Source organism: Marinicrinis sediminis, from assembly GCF_042685085.1.
Taxonomy (GTDB): Bacteria; Bacillota; Bacilli; order Paenibacillales; family KCTC-33676; genus Marinicrinis; species Marinicrinis sediminis.
On record NZ_JBHUMM010000001.1, the window covers coordinates 102947 to 119009 of the forward strand.

The following is a 16063-nucleotide window of genomic DNA, read 5'->3' on the forward strand; positions in this document are numbered from 1 at the left end:
CTTATTCATCGGAATCGGAGAGATGACGAAGCGCCTTTGCCATTTCCTCAGGGTTTGCCGTTTGTTCATTGCGTTTCAAGTGAGGAAGATTCAGAGGAGCAAATCCCTCTTCTGGTTGCTTGTCCTGGCTGCCGCCTTGATCTCTTCTTGGTTCAGCTGAGTTTTGGTCCGGCAAGGTTACATCATCCGGTGTCGACAGGTCCACGCGTTGGCCCAGATGCTCCGCATCCTGAGGCTGCATGGATTTAAGCGGCTGAAACACAAGGGACATCAATTTAATAAAGACGAACGATACGACGAAAAAGAGTCCAAAGCAGACAATCGCTCGAATCAATGACGTCATGATCGGATTTTTCAACATGGAAAAAAAGAACGTCACACACATGCCAATGACAGAAATTAAGTAGCTAATCTGCAGTCTTTGTTTCATCTTCTATATTTCCTTTGTTCCTTTATTTACACTCCGGATGCTCAGCATGCCGGAATCGCTGCTCAATTCAATGGTTCTACCATAATTTCCGCCTGTATCCTCGGATTTGATCGGGATCCGAAGTTTTTCCAGCAGTTCGGTACACATTTCCACATTTCGGGGGCCAATTCGCATCATATCGCTGTTCCCGCTAAATGCAAACATCTGCGCACCTCCTGCCATTTTCGCTTCAAAGCGCTTCTGCACTGCTCCGGCCTGTACCATTTGCTCGATCAGCTCGGGTATCGCCGTATCCGCATACTTCGCCTTGTTTAAATTCCCTTCTTTCGCAATCGAAGCAGATGGCAGCATCACATGAGCCATACCGGCAATTTTCGTCACAGGATCATATAAGGTAAGCCCTACACAAGAGCCTAGTCCTGTTGTACGCAAGGAACCGGTAGCCACAAGGATTTTCAGGTCTGCCATACCTACTTTGACCAGATTCTCTTCTGTCATTCAAGCGGCACTCCCAACGCGGCAAATATTTTCCCGAATGATTCAGGGTCAGGAATGAGAAAGAAATGACCTTCAACCTGGTCTTCTCCATCATGAAAAGTGGTATCAATCAGTACCGCATGCTCCCCCATTTCTCCAAATTGAATCAATCCGTAACTCAGAATCGCTCCCGCCATATCAATCGCCAGGGAAGGTACGGTTGGCGACATGGACAGTTGCGTAAAATCAGCCAGAGAAGACAAGTAGGAACCCGCCAAAATATTGCCCATTTCCTGCAAAGCCGAAACCTGAAGCTCAGTCAGGTCCAAACTGTCGTTTTCCAGCGCTTTCATCAGCTCCTGGGACCCCACAACCTTGGACAGCAACTGAACGGCAGATTCCCGGCTAATAAGGAAAAACAAATTGCCCGGAGCATCTCCCACCACTCTCAGGAATACGGCAATGACCACTTCTTCCGCCCCGCCTACAATATCCGGTATTTGCTCAAACGGAATCAGCTTGACCTGTGGAACCATCATATCGACTGGTTTCTCCAACAGTTTGGATAAAGCGGTTGCCGCATTTCCTGCTCCAATATTGCCTACTTCACGAAGGACATCAAACTGGAATTCTTCCATATGATCGAATAAATACACAAGCATTACTCCTCAATTTTTTCTAATTGAATGATCTCTTGCTTGTTGAGCACTTCGCTCAAGTTCAGCATAATCAGCAGTCTGCCGTCTCCGATTTTTGCAACGCCTCGCAGGTACTTGGCTTTGATGCCGCCTACGACTTCCGGAGGATCTTCGATATGATCGGTATCCACATCGATCACGTCATTGGCTGCGTCTACAATCATCCCGACCTGAATGTCATTCACTGCGACGATGATGATGCGCGTGCTTTCTGTATGATCCGTCTCCGGCAAGTTGAATCGTCCTCTCAAATCTATCACCGGAACCACAACACCTCGAAGATTGATGACCCCTTTAATAAAGTCAGGCGTTTTCGGTACACGTGTCAACGGAGACATCCGCTCGATCGTTTGCACCTTGTCTACTTCCACACCATACTCTTCTTCTCCAAGTGAAAACACAATCACTTTCAATTCTTCTGCCATGTGAATGACCTCCTTATAATTGAGCGTAACGTTAATGGATAATTATTTAATCAATACAGAAGGATCAATAATGAGGGCAACCTGACCGTCACCCAGGATCGTGGCGCCTGAAACCGCGAAGATATTTTTGAGATACTGTCCAAGCGTCTTCAGCACGATTTCCTGCTGTCCGATAAATTCATCGACCATCAGCGCTGCATGCTTTTCTCCCTTTTTCACGATAACGAGGTGGTATTCCTGGGCCTCTTCATCCGCCGTCGGACATTCCAGCACCTTTTTCAGGGAAATGACCGGAATCATGCCTTCCCGGTATTCAATCATCGTATTGCCATGTACATGCTTGAGCTGCGTTTTTTCTGCTAGCATGGTCTCCACGATCGCCGAAAGTGGAATCGCATATTTCTCATCCCCAAGTCGGATCAGCATGGCGGTAATAATAGAGAGCGTTAAAGGCAGTTGAATGGTGAATTTGGTTCCTTGATGCAGTTTGGACTCCACATGCACCTGTCCGCCCAAGGAATTAATTTTGGATTTGACGACATCCAGTCCAACACCCCGGCCAGAAATGTCTGTGATTTTGTCAGCGGTACTGAATCCTGCTGCAAATAGAAGCTGGTAGACTTCATTGTCGCTCATAGATTCGCCTGCTTCTTGGGTGACGACCCCGTTCTTGATAGCTGTCTTCAGCACTCGGTCACGGTTGATTCCTTTGCCGTCTTCTTCAATTTCGATAAAGACATTATTGCCGCCATGGTAAGCCCGCAAATGAATGGTCCCCATTTCCGGCTTTCCGGCTCCACTGCGCTCACCCGGCGTCTCAATACCGTGGTCTACCGCGTTACGAAGCAAATGCACCAAAGGATCTCCAATCTCATCCACGACCGTGCGATCCAGTTCGGTATCTGCGCCCGTCACCACCAGATCCACCTTTTTCTCCAGGGATTTGGCAATATCCCGGATCATTCTAGGGAATCGGTTAAAGACCGTCTCGATCGGCACCATCCGAAGTTTAAGTACAAGGTTTTGCAGCTCAGAGCTGATCCGAGCCATGTGCTCAACCGTTTCAGTCAGATCGGTACGCTGAATTTCGGAAGAGAGTGATTCAAGCCGAACCCGGTCTATCAGCATTTCACTGAACAGGTTCATCAACTGATCCAGCCGCTCAATATCGACACGGATTGTACGGTTTACCTGGGCACCTGTTTTCGGTGCAGCCGGTTTGGCCGGAGCGCCATTGCTATCCGTTGCAGTGGGAGCTGCTTCTTTTTTAGGTGCTTGTGCTACTGCGGCAGCGGCTTCATTTTTAGCCTTGAACATCTCATCCAACGTTTCCTCGGTCAGGCCGGTTACTTCCGCTTTTTCAATTTCAGATACATTCTCGATCAGCTTTTTCAGAGCATCAGCTTCAAGATGGGTTATGTAATAAACGGAAAACTGGCGATCAAACTGCTCCTGTTCAATATCCTGCACAGAAGGAGTGGATTTGACGATCTCTCCGTTGTTCTCCAGCGCGTCGAATACCATATACGCCCTGGCAGCTTTCAACATACAATTTTCATTTACAAGGACATGAATATAATAGACATGGTGGTCTGACTCCATGGACTGCTTGAGAATGTTGAACTGAAACTCATCCAGATCAATGGCTGACGCCTCTTCTGCAGAGGCAGATGCTTCCTTCGTCCCCACGTCCCCGGAAACAATCGCCTGCAAGGATTTCACGGTATCGGCCACATCGGCTTTACCCGTTCCCCCGTTAATGATGTCGGTGACCATGGATTCCAAATGATCGAGACTCTGGAACAAGGCGTCAAAAATCGGGGCGGACATGTGAAGCTTATCGTTGCGGACCAAATCCAGTACATTTTCCATCTCATGAGTCAATGAGGCCAGATCTTCGAACCCCATTGTCGCGGACATCCCTTTCAAAGTATGCGCAGATCGAAAGATAGCTTGTACAATTGAAATATCTTCAGGTGCATTTTCCAGGTTCAGCAGGTTGTCATTCATCGCCTGCAGATGATCTCTAGATTCGTCGATAAACATGGATAAATATTGGTTCATTTCCATTTATCCACACACCTCCTTGAGTTTTGGGTGCATACGAATGTATGGCATGCAAGAAGCATTAAGTAGAGCCTACGAGTTCAACCAGTTTTGGAGCGATTGCGTATAAGGGAAGCAAATGATCCACTCCGTTCAGTTCAACTGCTGAGCGGGGCATCCCGTAAACAATACAAGTTTCTTCTGATTCAGCGAGCGTGGCCTTGGCGCCATGTTCTTTTAAGGTCTTCATCCCTTTTGCTCCATCACTCCCCATCCCCGTCATCAGGACCACGTATTGTTCCAGTTCAGTCAACGGTCGCAGTGATTCGAACAGGATATCGACGGAAGGTCGATGACCCATACGCGGCTCCTCACGAGTGATCACCGTTCGATAATCTTGTTTGCCACGTTTTTGTATCGACATATGATAACCACCGGGTGCAATATAGGCACAGCCGGGAAGCAACTTCGTCTGATCCTCCGCTTCATACACTTGTATCGCACAACTGCTGTTCAGTCGCTGCGCCAGCGAGAGGGTGAATTTTGGCGGCATATGCTGAACGATCACGATTGGAGCCGGGAAGTCACCGGGAATATGACTCAATACCTCTTGTAGTGCCTTGGGACCTCCTGTTGAGGTGCCGATTGCCACAATTTTCTGAAAGGTTGTAGACACCGATCGAACCGCTTTGTCAGGAGTTGCTTCCTGGCTTCTGACAGAACGCTCATAAGCCATTTCCTTGGAGAAGCGGGTCAATCGCTGCACAAGCGGTGCCGCGTTCGGACTGGAAGCATGGCTCTTTTCACTTGCTGCCGAGCTGTTCATAGCCGCGATTTTCAGTTTCTCAATCAAGGTTTGCTTCACTTTATACAAATCAAGAGAAATGGAGCCTGATGGCTTTTGCACAAAATCAACTGCGCCCATCTCTAGAGCCTGAATCGTCGTTTCCGCTCCCTCATTGGTCACACTGCTAAGCATCACGACCGGTACGGGGTGCTCATCCATGATGATTTTCAAAGCTTCAATGCCATCCATCTCCGGCATTTGCACATCCATCGTAATCACATCAGGTTGCAGCAGTTTGGTTTGCTCAATCGCTTCTCTACCATTTTTCGCAGTATAAATGACGTTGAACTGCGGATCTTCGTTGATTAAGTCTGAGATGATTTTCCGCATAAACGCAGAGTCATCGACCACCATTACTTTATACTGTTTCATACCATACACTCCCTAGAAGCTTGATCCCTGATCCTTACTATGATTTCATGAATCGCATCATGCGATGAATAAAGCCCTTCATTCCCACTTCGGTTTTTGGTTGAGAGCGCTCCATCATGAATTGTCGGGCGAGCTCTCGCATGTCTTTCGATGCGTGACAGCCAGGAAATGCGATCGTGAAGGGCACTTGTTTCTTAACGGCTTTTGACACATGCTGATCGTCGCTGATATAGCCTAGCGTCGGGATGTCCAGATCGAGAAATTTTCTCGCAACAAGCGAGATTTTATCGGCCGTCGCTTTCCCTTCACGTGAATCTGTCACCCGGTTCACCACCAGATTGAAGTTAATTTTGTACTGCATGTTGGTTACCATTTTGATAATGGCGTACGCATCCGTAATGGAGGTCGGCTCGGGCGTCGTCACCACGATGGACTGTTCTGCCGCTAATATAAAATTGAGTGTTTCCTTCGAGAGCCCGGCCCCCGTATCGAAAAGGATATAGTCATACGCCCCATTCAAGCTGCCGACCTCATCCATAAAATATTGCAGCTGATCCTCGCTAAGTGTCAGCAAGTCATTAAAGCCCGATCCACCTGCAATAAACCGAAGCCCGTTCGGTCCCTCCTGGACGATTTCCTCTATTCCCTTTTCTTTCTTCAGCAGGTGATAAAGGTGCAACTTCGGGGAGATTCCCATCAGAACGTCCAGATTCGCGAGCCCAATATCGGCGTCAAATACGAGCACTTTGTGGCCTTTCTCCTGCAAGGCCAGTGCAAAATTCAAGGTGAAATTGGATTTCCCAACCCCCCCTTTTCCGCTGGTAACGGCGATGACCTTGGTGTGTTCTGTTAACTCCAGTGGCGAGGAATCGATTAAGTTTCGTAAGCTTTGTGCCTGATCAGCCATCCGTTTGTTCCCCCAAAAGCTTGTCTATCAATCTGTCTACATCAAGCTTCTCAATATCCTGCGGCACGTTCTGTCCATTCGTCAAATAAGAGAATTGAAGCGGAAAATCATGCGCCAGATTCAGAATAGAGCCATAGGAATCTGTCTCATCCATTTTCGTGAACAACACTTTGTCCAGTTTGAACTTGGAGAAGTTCTCCGTAATCACTTTCATATCTTCATATTTGGCGGAAATGCTCAGGACCAGAAACGTTTCATTTTCTTTCTGTGCAGCTAATAAACTATTCAATTCCGACACATACATTTCATTCCGGTAGTTTCTTCCAGCCGTGTCCATGAAAATCAGGTCACAATCCTGAAGTTTCTCAAAGGCTTTCACGAATTCCTGTGGTGAGAAGACGACCTCCATCGGGACGTTCAAGATGTTGGCATAGGTCCGAAGCTGATCGACCGCAGCAATCCGGTACGTATCGGAGGTAATAAATCCGACTTTCCGGTGATGGCGCAGCACTTGTTCTGCAGCGAGTTTTGCAATCGTTGTCGTCTTGCCCACACCAGTCGGTCCGACGATATTGACAATTTTGGTTTCCATTCTCACGCCCTGGACTCGTTCCTTGGACAATATGGCATGGATCGCGGCCTCAACCGCGCTTCGCGCAGCACGCTCTGACGAATCCGAGTTTTGTTTCAGCGTTTCCGATGCCTGCTTCATGATCTGTTTGACCAGCGATTCTGAAACACCATGTTGCTTCAGCCGAGACTGATAGCCGATCAGTTCGACCGGAAGGGCATGCCGCTGTGCATGGCGATCCTGGTTCATTTCATTCAGCATTTCTTTTAATTGCCTGAGCTCTGTCCACAGCTGACTGTTCATGGTCTCCGGCGATGACCCCTTAGCAGAGGAGGCGTTGACGGCGCTTTCAGCGGGTTGATTTTGCTCGACAGCCGCTTTTGAAGGCGCTTGTCTATCCATCTCCTGTTCGAGCAGCGCTACAGCTGAAGCTTGTGACTCCTGGGTTGCAGCTTGCTTTGGCTGCGTACTGCCATGATGGATCGAAGCATAGGCATTCATCGGGTACCGTCCTTTGCCTTCCATGGAAACGGGAGGCTGGTTTCCCGATACAGCAGTTGTTGACTTGACTGAAGAGGAAGACTGTGATGCGGAATCAATCGCCGCGATCACCTCGATCTTCTTCTTGCTGAACAAGCCGAGAAAACCACCGGTTTTCACTTCTTTAGTGTTTAGAATGACGGCATCCTTGCCAAGCTCGCTCCTTATTTTTTGCATCGCATCTGGCATGGTGTCTACCAAATATCGCTTCACTCTCATGTGTTCACCACCCCTACACTTTGTACCTCAACATTCGACTCCAACTCATTGTAGGACAAGATCGGCACATCGGATAGCACACGATCCGTTAAATGACGCAAATACATGCGAATGGTCGGAGAGGAGAGAACGATTGGCTGATGTCCCAATTGAAGCAATTTTTGCAGTTCCTCATTTAATTTGCGAATAATGGTCTGGCTCGTGACAGGGTCCAGCGCCAGGTAAGAGCCTTGATCCGTCTGCTGAACCGCTTCGGCAATTTTCTTTTCTACAGCCGGACTGACCGTCACCACTTTCAGCACTTCCCCACTGGTTGCATACTGCTGGGTGATCTGTCTGGACAGTCCCTGTCTGACATACTCGGTCAGTACATCATGATCCTTCGTGTAGGAACCGTAGTCTGCCAAAGATTCAAATATCGTGACCAAATCACGGATAGAAATTTTTTCCTTCAGGAGCTTGGCCAACACTTTCTGGATGTCACCCACCGACAGAAGATTGGGTACCACTTCCTCTACAAGAGCCGGGGAGTGTTCCTTCAAATGATCAATCAGGGATTTCGTCTCCTGTCTGCCCAGCAGTTCGTAAGCGTGACGCTTGATCACTTCGGTCAAGTGCGTCGCAACGACAGATGGCGGATCGACAATGGTGTATCCTGACAACTCTGCCCGTTCCTTCGTCTGCTCATCTATCCACAGCGCAGGCAGGCCAAAGGCAGGTTCTGTCGTTTCAATACCGCTGACCGATTCGTCCTCGATCCCTGAACTCATTGCCAGATAGTGATTAAGTAGTAATTCACCATTGGCTACGGTATTTCCTTTAATTTTTATGACATATTCATTCGGTTTTAGTTGAATATTGTCGCGAATTCGGATGACGGGTACAACGAGTCCCATTTCAAGAGCGCACTGGCGTCGGATCATAATGATGCGATCCAGCAAATCTCCCCCCTGCTGTGCATCTGCCAATGGAATGAGTCCATAACCGAACTCGAATTCGATCGGATCGACCTGAAGCAGATTCATCACACTTTCCGGACTGCGAACCTCTTCAATCTCCTGCTCTTCTTCCATCTGATCTGCTTCGACCTGGCGCATGTTCATCGCCTTTTGCATACGGTATGCCGCAATAGCGAGGATAACCGCAATCGGAATCGTTAAAATAAGCTCGATCGGCGTGAAAATGCCGAGAAAAGCAATGGTACCTGCCACCACGTAAAGCAGCTTCGGATAGCTAAGCAACTGGGAAGACACATCATGCGCGAAGTTTCCTTCTGAAGCAGATCGAGTTACAATAATCCCGGCCGCGGTAGAGATCAGGAGTGCCGGAATCTGACTGACCAGACCGTCTCCAATGGTCAAGATGGAATACGTCTCCAGAGACGTCTGCAAGTCCCAGCCTTGTACCGCCATTCCGATGACAAATCCTCCGATTAGATTGACCAGCAAGATAATAATACCGGCAATCGCATCTCCCTTTACGAATTTGCTCGCCCCATCCATTGCCCCGTAAAAATCGGCTTCTCTCTCAATTTTGTGCCGGCGTTCCTTCGCTTGTGATTCATTGATCAGTCCGGCATTGAGATCGGCGTCTATACTCATCTGTTTCCCGGGCATGGCATCGAGAGTAAATCTTGCTGCTACCTCTGCCACCCGTTCTGAACCTTTGGTAATAACCAGGAACTGTACAATGACGAGGATAAGAAACACGACAAAACCGACGGCAAGCTGTCCACCAGCTACAAATCGGCCGAATGTTTCGATGACGTTTCCACCTTCACCGGTAGAGAGGATGATCCGTGTTGTCGAAATATTCAAGGCGAGCCGGAATAGTGTCGTTACGAGCAATATGGCAGGAAAAATAGAAAATTGAAGGGCTTCCTGCGTATTCATCGCTAACAGCAAAATCGTAAGTGCCAGCGATATATTAATGATCAGCAGCACGCTGAGCAGCGCAGTCGGCAGCGGAACCACCATCATCATTACGATACCGATAATACTAATTAAGATTAATAGATCTCTGATCTTCACGCTGCTTAGCCCTCCGTTTCACGCTCACTCATACGCTGGCGCTCCGTATGTGGTTACCTATCATGATGGTGAGTTTTTCAATTTGTACACGTATGCTAATACCTCTGCGACAGCCTGGAACAAATCAGCCGGAATTGCTTCACCAATTTCAACCTGGGCATACAACGCCCGTGCCAGAGGTTTGTTTTCCATAGTCAGAATGTGATGCTCTTTGGCCATTTCCTTGATTTTCAGTGCCACATAATCCTGCCCTTTAGCCAAGACCACCGGGGCTTCCATCCGTGTGCCGTCATACTGAATGGCGACCGCATAGTGAGTCGGATTCGTAATGATCACATCGGCTTTCGGAACCTCCTGCATCATGCGCTGCATCGCCATTCGACGCTGTCTTTCGCGAATTTTGGCTTTGATCTGAGGGTCCCCTTCTGATTTTTTATACTCGTCCTTAATGTCCTGCTTGGACATCTTCAGCGATTTGTTGTGCTCGTATCGTTGATAGAAGAAATCAGCCCAGCCCAGTATAACCAGCATGGCACCGATCAGCAGGCCGAGCATCAGAGTAAGTCCGCCAATATACTCCAGCATTTCACCTAGCGGCAAGGTGGACAGTGCCAGGAGATGATCCTTTTCCCGAAGCAGGATGAGATAGACGATCAGGCCGATGATCGATATTTTAAAAATGGATTTGAAAAATTCCACCAAGGAACGCAAGGAAAAAATCTTCTTAAATCCTTTTAGCATATTGATCTTTTCCAGCTTCATTTTGAGTGGATCTGTTGTAAAGAGCAGGCCGATCTGAATGTAATTGCCTAGAAAGGCGACGACCATCGCTACAAACATAATGGGTAAGAGCAGGATCATCATTTTCATCATCAGCTCATTCATCATGAGCAGTGTATGATCCATCGTAAACTCCTCGATCACCATCTGCTTGAAGGCATACATAAACAATTCATGGACACCGTCCGTGTAATACCCACCCATCATAAACAAAGCAAAAAAGCAAAACAGCATAATCATGGCACCGGGCAAATCCGAACTTTTGGCGACCTGTCCCTTGTCTCTAGCTTCCTTTTGCTTTTTTGGTGTGGCTTTTTCGGTTTTTTCTTGTGCAAAGAGCTGTAGATTGATTGCCCATTTTGCCACACAGACCACTCCTCAAAGCGAATTACGTGCTGCCTATCAGATCCAGCAATCTGCTCATTTCATTAAACATGGTTTCAAAGAGTTGGGTAAACAAGTACAGAAAACCTGGAACCAGCAGCAGAAGCATCACGTATCCGACGATAATTTTCAGTGGAATCCCGACCACGAAGATATTGAACTGCGGGGCCGTTTTCGCCAGTATCCCCAGCGCCACATCCGTTAGAAACAGTGCTGCGATCAGGGGGGCGGTCATCTGAAAAGCGGAAGCAAAAACCAGGGTAAAACTCTCTACCAAAAATGCACTGATCGTGCCATCCTCAATGGACTGGAATATCTTGTGATCGATGGGCACCCACTCATAGCTTTGCATAATGCCTCTGAGCAGTAAATGGTGACCATTCATCGCCAGAAAAATCAAGGTCATGATAAAAAATTTGAAATTACCTAAAACCGGGCTTTGTGTCCCCGTCATGGGATCGATGACATTGGCGATACCAAAACCCATCTGCATATCTACAAATGATCCCGATATTTGGACCACCATAAAAAACAAATAGGCCACGAAACCTAGCAATAACCCGATCAATACCTCTTTCAGAATCAAGGGGATGATTAATAAATCCCAAGAGACACTGGTTTCGATAGATAAGGTAAAAAACGTAAACAAAGCCACAAAAATAGAGAACCCGATCTTGAATTGTATCGGCACTCCGCGTGATGAATAAATGGGAGCTACGACAAAAAAAGAGGTGATTCGACAGAAAACAAGCAAAAAATAAGGCAGATATTGAAAGAATAATTGGATCACACTCGCCATCGCCTAACCTATGAATTTATGCAAATTATTAAGCAGTTGATAGGTGAAATCCACCATATTGGTGATCATCCAGCGTCCGAAAAACAAGAGGGCCACCATCACCGCAATGATTTTGGGAACGAACGCCAACGTCTGTTCCTGGATCTGGGTCGTAGCCTGAAAGATACTGATCAGAAGACCTACAGCGAGTGCAATGACCATGAGCGGCATGCTGATCTTCAAGACGGTATATACAGCTTGTCCTGCCAATTGAATAATAAATTCAGAGCTCATGCCATCCCCCCTGTCTGTCTCACCTTCTGTATCCTCTTACGATAATCGCTGCTTTCTCTGGTGTCAGCTGCTTGTTCCTTGTTCTTACAGCTCGCCTCTAACAACGCGTATGCAGTAGTCTCTTCTGTTCGCTAATTGAAGCTGAGCAACAGGGACTTGACCACCAGATGCCAGCCATCCACCAGAACAAACAACAAAATCTTGAACGGCAATGAAATCATAACTGGCGGCAACATCATCATCCCCATCGACATGAGGACACTGGCGACGACCATATCAATAATCAGAAACGGGATAAAAATCATAAATCCCATCTGAAATGCTGTCTTCAATTCACTTAATGCAAAAGCTGGAATCAATGCCGTGAGCGGAATGCCTTCTACATTCTCCGGCCTTTCCGTATTGGCATAATTCAAAAATAATAATAAGTCCTTTTCCCTCGTATGCTTGGCCATAAATTGCTTCATCGGAATGCTGGCCTTTTCGAGAGCTTCAGTCTGACTCTCAATTTCCCCCCTTAAATACGGTTGCAATGCTTCGTCATTGATCTGCGACAATGTAGGCGCCATAACGAAGAGACTTAAAAATAAAGCCAGGCCAATAATGACCTGTGTAGGAGGCATCTGCTGGGTGGCCAGTGCCGTTCGGACAAAGCCAAGAACGATGACAATTCTCGTAAAGCAGGTCATAAGCAAAAGGATGGCCGGTGCAATACTCAAGATCGTGATGAGCACGATGATGGAGACGGTACTCGATGGTTCAAGCCCCGGTATATTGATAATATTTTCGAAGGTCCTATTCATCGCTTATCCTTTCCATTTCGCTCATCATCCTCATATGGATCGTGCAAGTGGTTTTTTTGATTGGACATTTCATGAAGTCGATCCAGCATCACTTTCTGAAAAGATACAGGTTCAACTTCATGATCCAATCCTTTGTCCGACTGCTTTTTGGGAAATTTCGACCAGAGTCGATCCAGCTTCAGTTTCCCTCTCAGGGACTGATTCTGTTCCTGATGATCCAGCGCATTCAGCAATTCGGTTACTTGCTCTTCCCCTTCAATCCGATCCACGACCGTGATATCCTCACCCACACCCAAGACGTAGATCTTGGGGCCAATCTGGACCACATGGACAGAACGGTTTTGTGCAATGGTTAGCGCACTGATCGACCGAATGCCAGATTGGGAAAACCAGGTTTTGTTTTTTTGAGCAATGAACCGGAGAAGAACAATGATGAGTCCAATTATCACCATCAAAACGACCATGACGTAAATGAAGGATGAGAAATTCGGTTCCCATCCATTGAAAGAATTGTCTAACTTGTCGTTTTCAGCTGCGAACCCAAGCCTGGAAACTGCAAACCAGCTCCAGACAGATACGGATGTTCCAGTTAGAATTCGTAAGCTTTTATGACTGATCAAATTGCACAATCCCTTCTGCAGCCAATCCTTTAGCCCTGCCTGCAGGCAGTCCCATTAGCCTAATGTTTTTTTAATCGCTTCGATGACTCGATCAGCCTGAAATGGCTTTACGATAAAATCTTTCGCTCCTGCCTGAATGGCATCGATGACCATCGCTTGCTGCCCCATTGCGGAACACATAATGACTTTTGCGTTGCCATCCATTTTTTTAATCTCTTTCAGTGCTGTAATGCCGTCCATTTCAGGCATCGTAATATCCATGGTCACGAGATCCGGTTGAAGCTCCTTGTACTTTTCAACAGCCTGAGAACCGTCATTCGCCTCACCAACGACCTCGTACCCGTTTTTGGAAAGGATATCCTTGATCATCATTCTCATAAAAGCTGCATCATCCACGATTAAAATTTTGTTAGACATTGTTATTTCCTCCTAATCCATTGTCACTGCGTCTATTGAAGATTTTTGATGCGATCTAGTTGACTTACGATGTCCGTTACCCGAACACCAAAATTCTCGTCTATGACGACCACTTCGCCTTTGGCCACCAATTTGTTGTTGACCAGTATATCGACAGGCTCACCAGCCAGCTTATCGAGCTCAAGTATCGATCCCTGGGACAAATCGAGTATATCTTTGATTTGTCGGGTCGTTCGGCCAAGCTCAACGGTTACCTTCAACGGGATATCCATCAGCAAATCGAGATTAGACGATGCGCCCTGCATGCCGCTTCCCTGGAATTGCGCATATTCAACAGGCTGCACATTCACATTGCGATTTGGCTGCTGCGGCATACCGCCCCCTTGCGGGTAACCCATTGGTGGTGGATAATGACCCGGAGCCGGTTGCCCATACATATCCGGATAGCCTTGGGCAGCCGGAGGCTGCATATATGGAGGCTGCTGTGGTGGCTGCTGTCCCCCATATGGATTCGGTTGTGGCGGTGTCCCCATTGGCTGCTGCGGTGCAGGCTGTTCAGGCGCAGGTGGTGCTTGCGCAGCTGCAGGTGGCTGTGAAGGTGCTGAAGGTGGTGTCGGCACATTTTGTTCTGCCTGTACAGACGGTTCCTCGGCTTCGACAGCTTCTTCCTGGACTTCCTCGCCCCCACCCATCAAGCTGACAACCATGTTTTTGGCAAATGGCACAGTCAACAGCTGCATGATATTGGAATCTATCAGATCTTCAATCTTCAGACGGAACGAGATTTGAACATACACTTTTTCGTCAGGAAGTCTGGTTTCCCCTTCTCCCTGGGTCAAATCCAGAATATCAATGCCTGGCGGAGAAATATTCACCATGCGATTGAAGATGGTAGACATGGAAGTGGCAGATGAACCCATCATCTGATTCATCGCTTCCTGTACCGCACTGATATGAATCTCGGTCAGCTCATCCTCTTCGGTAATCATGCCGTCGCCACCGAGCATGAGGTTGGCAATCACTTGTGCATCACGCTTTTGAATGACCAGCAGATTGGCTCCCTCGAAGCCGTCTACATAGTTGACATGTACAGCCACATGCGGTTTGGGAAATTCCGCTTCCAGTTTGTCTTTCTCGACAACAGTGACCGTGGGAGTCGTAATATCCACCTTTTTGCCTAGCAATGTAGATAGCGCAGTGGCTGCACTGCCGAATGTAATATTCCCGATTTCACCCAGTGCATCTTGCTCGAGGGAAGTTAAATAATCATCTACCGTTACGCTTTCTGAACCGGAACCCGAATTACTGTCTCCGTCAGCTTGATCATCCGAAACGGCTGACGCGTTTAGCAGAGCATCGATTTCTTCCTGCGACAAGTAATCCTTATTCGACATTCTCTTCCTCCCCTTCTTCCACAATATCCGTGATTTGTACGGCTACTTTTCCCTTCACCTGCCCAGGATTGCCGAAAAACTTCAGCTTCTCTCCGACCTTAATATGTAACCCGGTACTCATTGGCTTATTTAAGGCTATGACATCATGAACAGACAGGTTTAGAAGTTCCTGCACGGTAATTTCAGATGTACCTAATTCAGCAATAATCGGAAGTTGAGCACGATGGACGTTCTGCACCAATGCAGACGTGTCACGCTCACCCCGCTGTTTTTTCTGAGAAACAAACCAATGGTGCACAGAAAGCTTGGCCATAATCGGCTCGATGACCACATGCGGAATACACAAGTTGATCATGCCGGTGGTATCACCAATTTTTGTGCTGAGTGAAATCAGCGCGATTGTTTCATTCGGAGACACAATTTGCATAAATTGCGGGTTGGTCTCCAGTGCCTCCAGCCTTGGATTTATATCAACAACAGTTTTCCAGGCTTCCTGAAGGCTGTCAAACGCCCTCGAGAAAATTCTTTCCATCACTGTTGTTTCTATCTCAGTCAAGTTATTTATTTTGGAAGGGGATGTCCCTGAACCGCCCAGCAGCCGATCCAGCATAGCGAAAGCTACGTTTGGATTGACCTCCAGAACCATCCTGCCCTCTAGTGGCTCCGCCTCAAATATATTGAGTATCGTCATTTTAGGAATGGATCGGATAAACTCATCATAAGGCAGCTGCTCCACCTGAACGACGCTAATCTGCACAAATGTACGCAACTGGGCTGAAAAATAAGTCGTCAGAAAGCGGGCGAAATTTTCATGTATGCGTGTCAAGCTGCGAATGTGATCTTTGGAAAATCGCACCGCACGCTTAAAGTCATAGATGCGTATTTTCTTTTCCGTTTCTTCCTTTTTCAGTTCCTCTGCATTCATTTCGCCAGATGAAAGCGCCGCGAGCAGGGCATCAATTTCATTTTGCGAGAGTACATCTACCATACAGACACCCCCTTTGCTTCATAGACTTACGCTTTCAAGAACG

The 16063-nt window shown here is 47.4% G+C and carries 17 protein-coding genes; all 17 read right to left on the reverse strand.

The window, feature by feature from the left end; genetic code table 11:
• Nucleotide 1 precedes the first annotated feature (1 nt).
• On the reverse strand, nucleotides 2-430 hold the full coding sequence (locus ACFSUC_RS00475) for a hypothetical protein (protein ID WP_379927422.1): 429 nt from the start codon (nucleotides 428-430) through the stop codon (nucleotides 2-4).
• A gap of 3 nt (nucleotides 431-433) precedes the next feature.
• The gene (locus tag ACFSUC_RS00480; RefSeq protein WP_379927423.1) at nucleotides 434-928 is read right to left on the reverse strand and encodes a chemotaxis protein CheD; all 495 of its coding nucleotides are present in this window, start codon (nucleotides 926-928) and stop codon (nucleotides 434-436) included.
• Complete coding sequence (locus tag ACFSUC_RS00485; RefSeq protein WP_379927424.1) at nucleotides 925-1569, reverse strand: chemotaxis protein CheC; 645 nt, start codon at nucleotides 1567-1569, stop codon at nucleotides 925-927. The genes ACFSUC_RS00480 and ACFSUC_RS00485 overlap by 4 nt, the downstream gene beginning before the upstream one ends.
• Nucleotides 1569-2030, reverse strand: a complete 462-nt coding sequence (locus ACFSUC_RS00490; RefSeq protein ID WP_379927425.1) for a chemotaxis protein CheW — start codon at nucleotides 2028-2030, stop codon at nucleotides 1569-1571. The genes ACFSUC_RS00485 and ACFSUC_RS00490 overlap by 1 nt, the downstream gene beginning before the upstream one ends.
• Before the next feature lie 42 nt (nucleotides 2031-2072).
• Nucleotides 2073-4100, reverse strand: coding sequence for a chemotaxis protein CheW (locus ACFSUC_RS00495; RefSeq protein ID WP_379927426.1), 2028 nt, complete (start codon nucleotides 4098-4100; stop codon nucleotides 2073-2075).
• A gap of 58 nt (nucleotides 4101-4158) precedes the next feature.
• Nucleotides 4159-5295 carry a protein-glutamate methylesterase/protein-glutamine glutaminase gene (locus tag ACFSUC_RS00500; RefSeq protein ID WP_379927427.1) on the reverse strand — a complete coding sequence of 379 codons (1137 nt, stop codon included), beginning with the start codon at nucleotides 5293-5295 and terminating at the stop codon, nucleotides 4159-4161.
• Between the two features lie 37 nt (nucleotides 5296-5332).
• On the reverse strand, nucleotides 5333-6202 hold the full coding sequence (locus tag ACFSUC_RS00505) for a MinD/ParA family protein (RefSeq protein WP_379927428.1): 870 nt from the start codon (nucleotides 6200-6202) through the stop codon (nucleotides 5333-5335).
• Entirely contained in the window at nucleotides 6195-7532 is a 1338-nt protein-coding gene (gene flhF, locus ACFSUC_RS00510; protein ID WP_379927429.1) for a flagellar biosynthesis protein FlhF, read from the reverse strand. The genes ACFSUC_RS00505 and flhF overlap by 8 nt, the downstream gene beginning before the upstream one ends.
• Nucleotides 7529-9562 (reverse strand): flagellar biosynthesis protein FlhA, encoded by a 2034-nt coding sequence (flhA, locus tag ACFSUC_RS00515; RefSeq protein WP_379927430.1) that lies wholly within the window; start codon nucleotides 9560-9562, stop codon nucleotides 7529-7531. Before flhA ends, flhF begins: the two co-directional genes overlap by 4 nt.
• Nucleotides 9563-9622: 60 nt before the next feature.
• The gene (flhB, locus tag ACFSUC_RS00520; RefSeq protein WP_379927431.1) at nucleotides 9623-10708 is read right to left on the reverse strand and encodes a flagellar biosynthesis protein FlhB; all 1086 of its coding nucleotides are present in this window, start codon (nucleotides 10706-10708) and stop codon (nucleotides 9623-9625) included.
• Nucleotides 10709-10730: 22 nt separating this feature from the next.
• Complete coding sequence (gene fliR, locus ACFSUC_RS00525; protein WP_379927645.1) at nucleotides 10731-11513, reverse strand: flagellar biosynthetic protein FliR; 783 nt, start codon at nucleotides 11511-11513, stop codon at nucleotides 10731-10733.
• A gap of 15 nt (nucleotides 11514-11528) precedes the next feature.
• A complete protein-coding gene (gene fliQ, locus ACFSUC_RS00530) occupies nucleotides 11529-11798 on the reverse strand; it encodes a flagellar biosynthesis protein FliQ (RefSeq protein ID WP_379927432.1) in 270 nt (89 codons plus the stop codon).
• Nucleotides 11799-11929: 131 nt separating this feature from the next.
• Nucleotides 11930-12601, reverse strand: coding sequence for a flagellar type III secretion system pore protein FliP (gene fliP / locus ACFSUC_RS00535; protein ID WP_379927433.1), 672 nt, complete (start codon nucleotides 12599-12601; stop codon nucleotides 11930-11932).
• Complete coding sequence (locus ACFSUC_RS00540; RefSeq protein ID WP_379927434.1) at nucleotides 12598-13221, reverse strand: flagellar biosynthetic protein FliO; 624 nt, start codon at nucleotides 13219-13221, stop codon at nucleotides 12598-12600. The genes fliP and ACFSUC_RS00540 overlap by 4 nt, the downstream gene beginning before the upstream one ends.
• 54 nt (nucleotides 13222-13275) lie before the next feature.
• Nucleotides 13276-13638: a response regulator gene (locus tag ACFSUC_RS00545; protein WP_379927435.1), complete on the reverse strand. Its 363-nt coding sequence runs from the start codon at nucleotides 13636-13638 to the stop codon at nucleotides 13276-13278.
• A gap of 32 nt (nucleotides 13639-13670) precedes the next feature.
• Nucleotides 13671-15032 carry a flagellar motor switch phosphatase FliY gene (fliY, locus tag ACFSUC_RS00550; RefSeq protein WP_379927436.1) on the reverse strand — a complete coding sequence of 454 codons (1362 nt, stop codon included), beginning with the start codon at nucleotides 15030-15032 and terminating at the stop codon, nucleotides 13671-13673.
• On the reverse strand, nucleotides 15022-16020 hold the full coding sequence (gene fliM, locus ACFSUC_RS00555) for a flagellar motor switch protein FliM (RefSeq protein ID WP_379927437.1): 999 nt from the start codon (nucleotides 16018-16020) through the stop codon (nucleotides 15022-15024). Before fliM ends, fliY begins: the two co-directional genes overlap by 11 nt.
• Nucleotides 16021-16063: the final 43 nt, after the last annotated feature.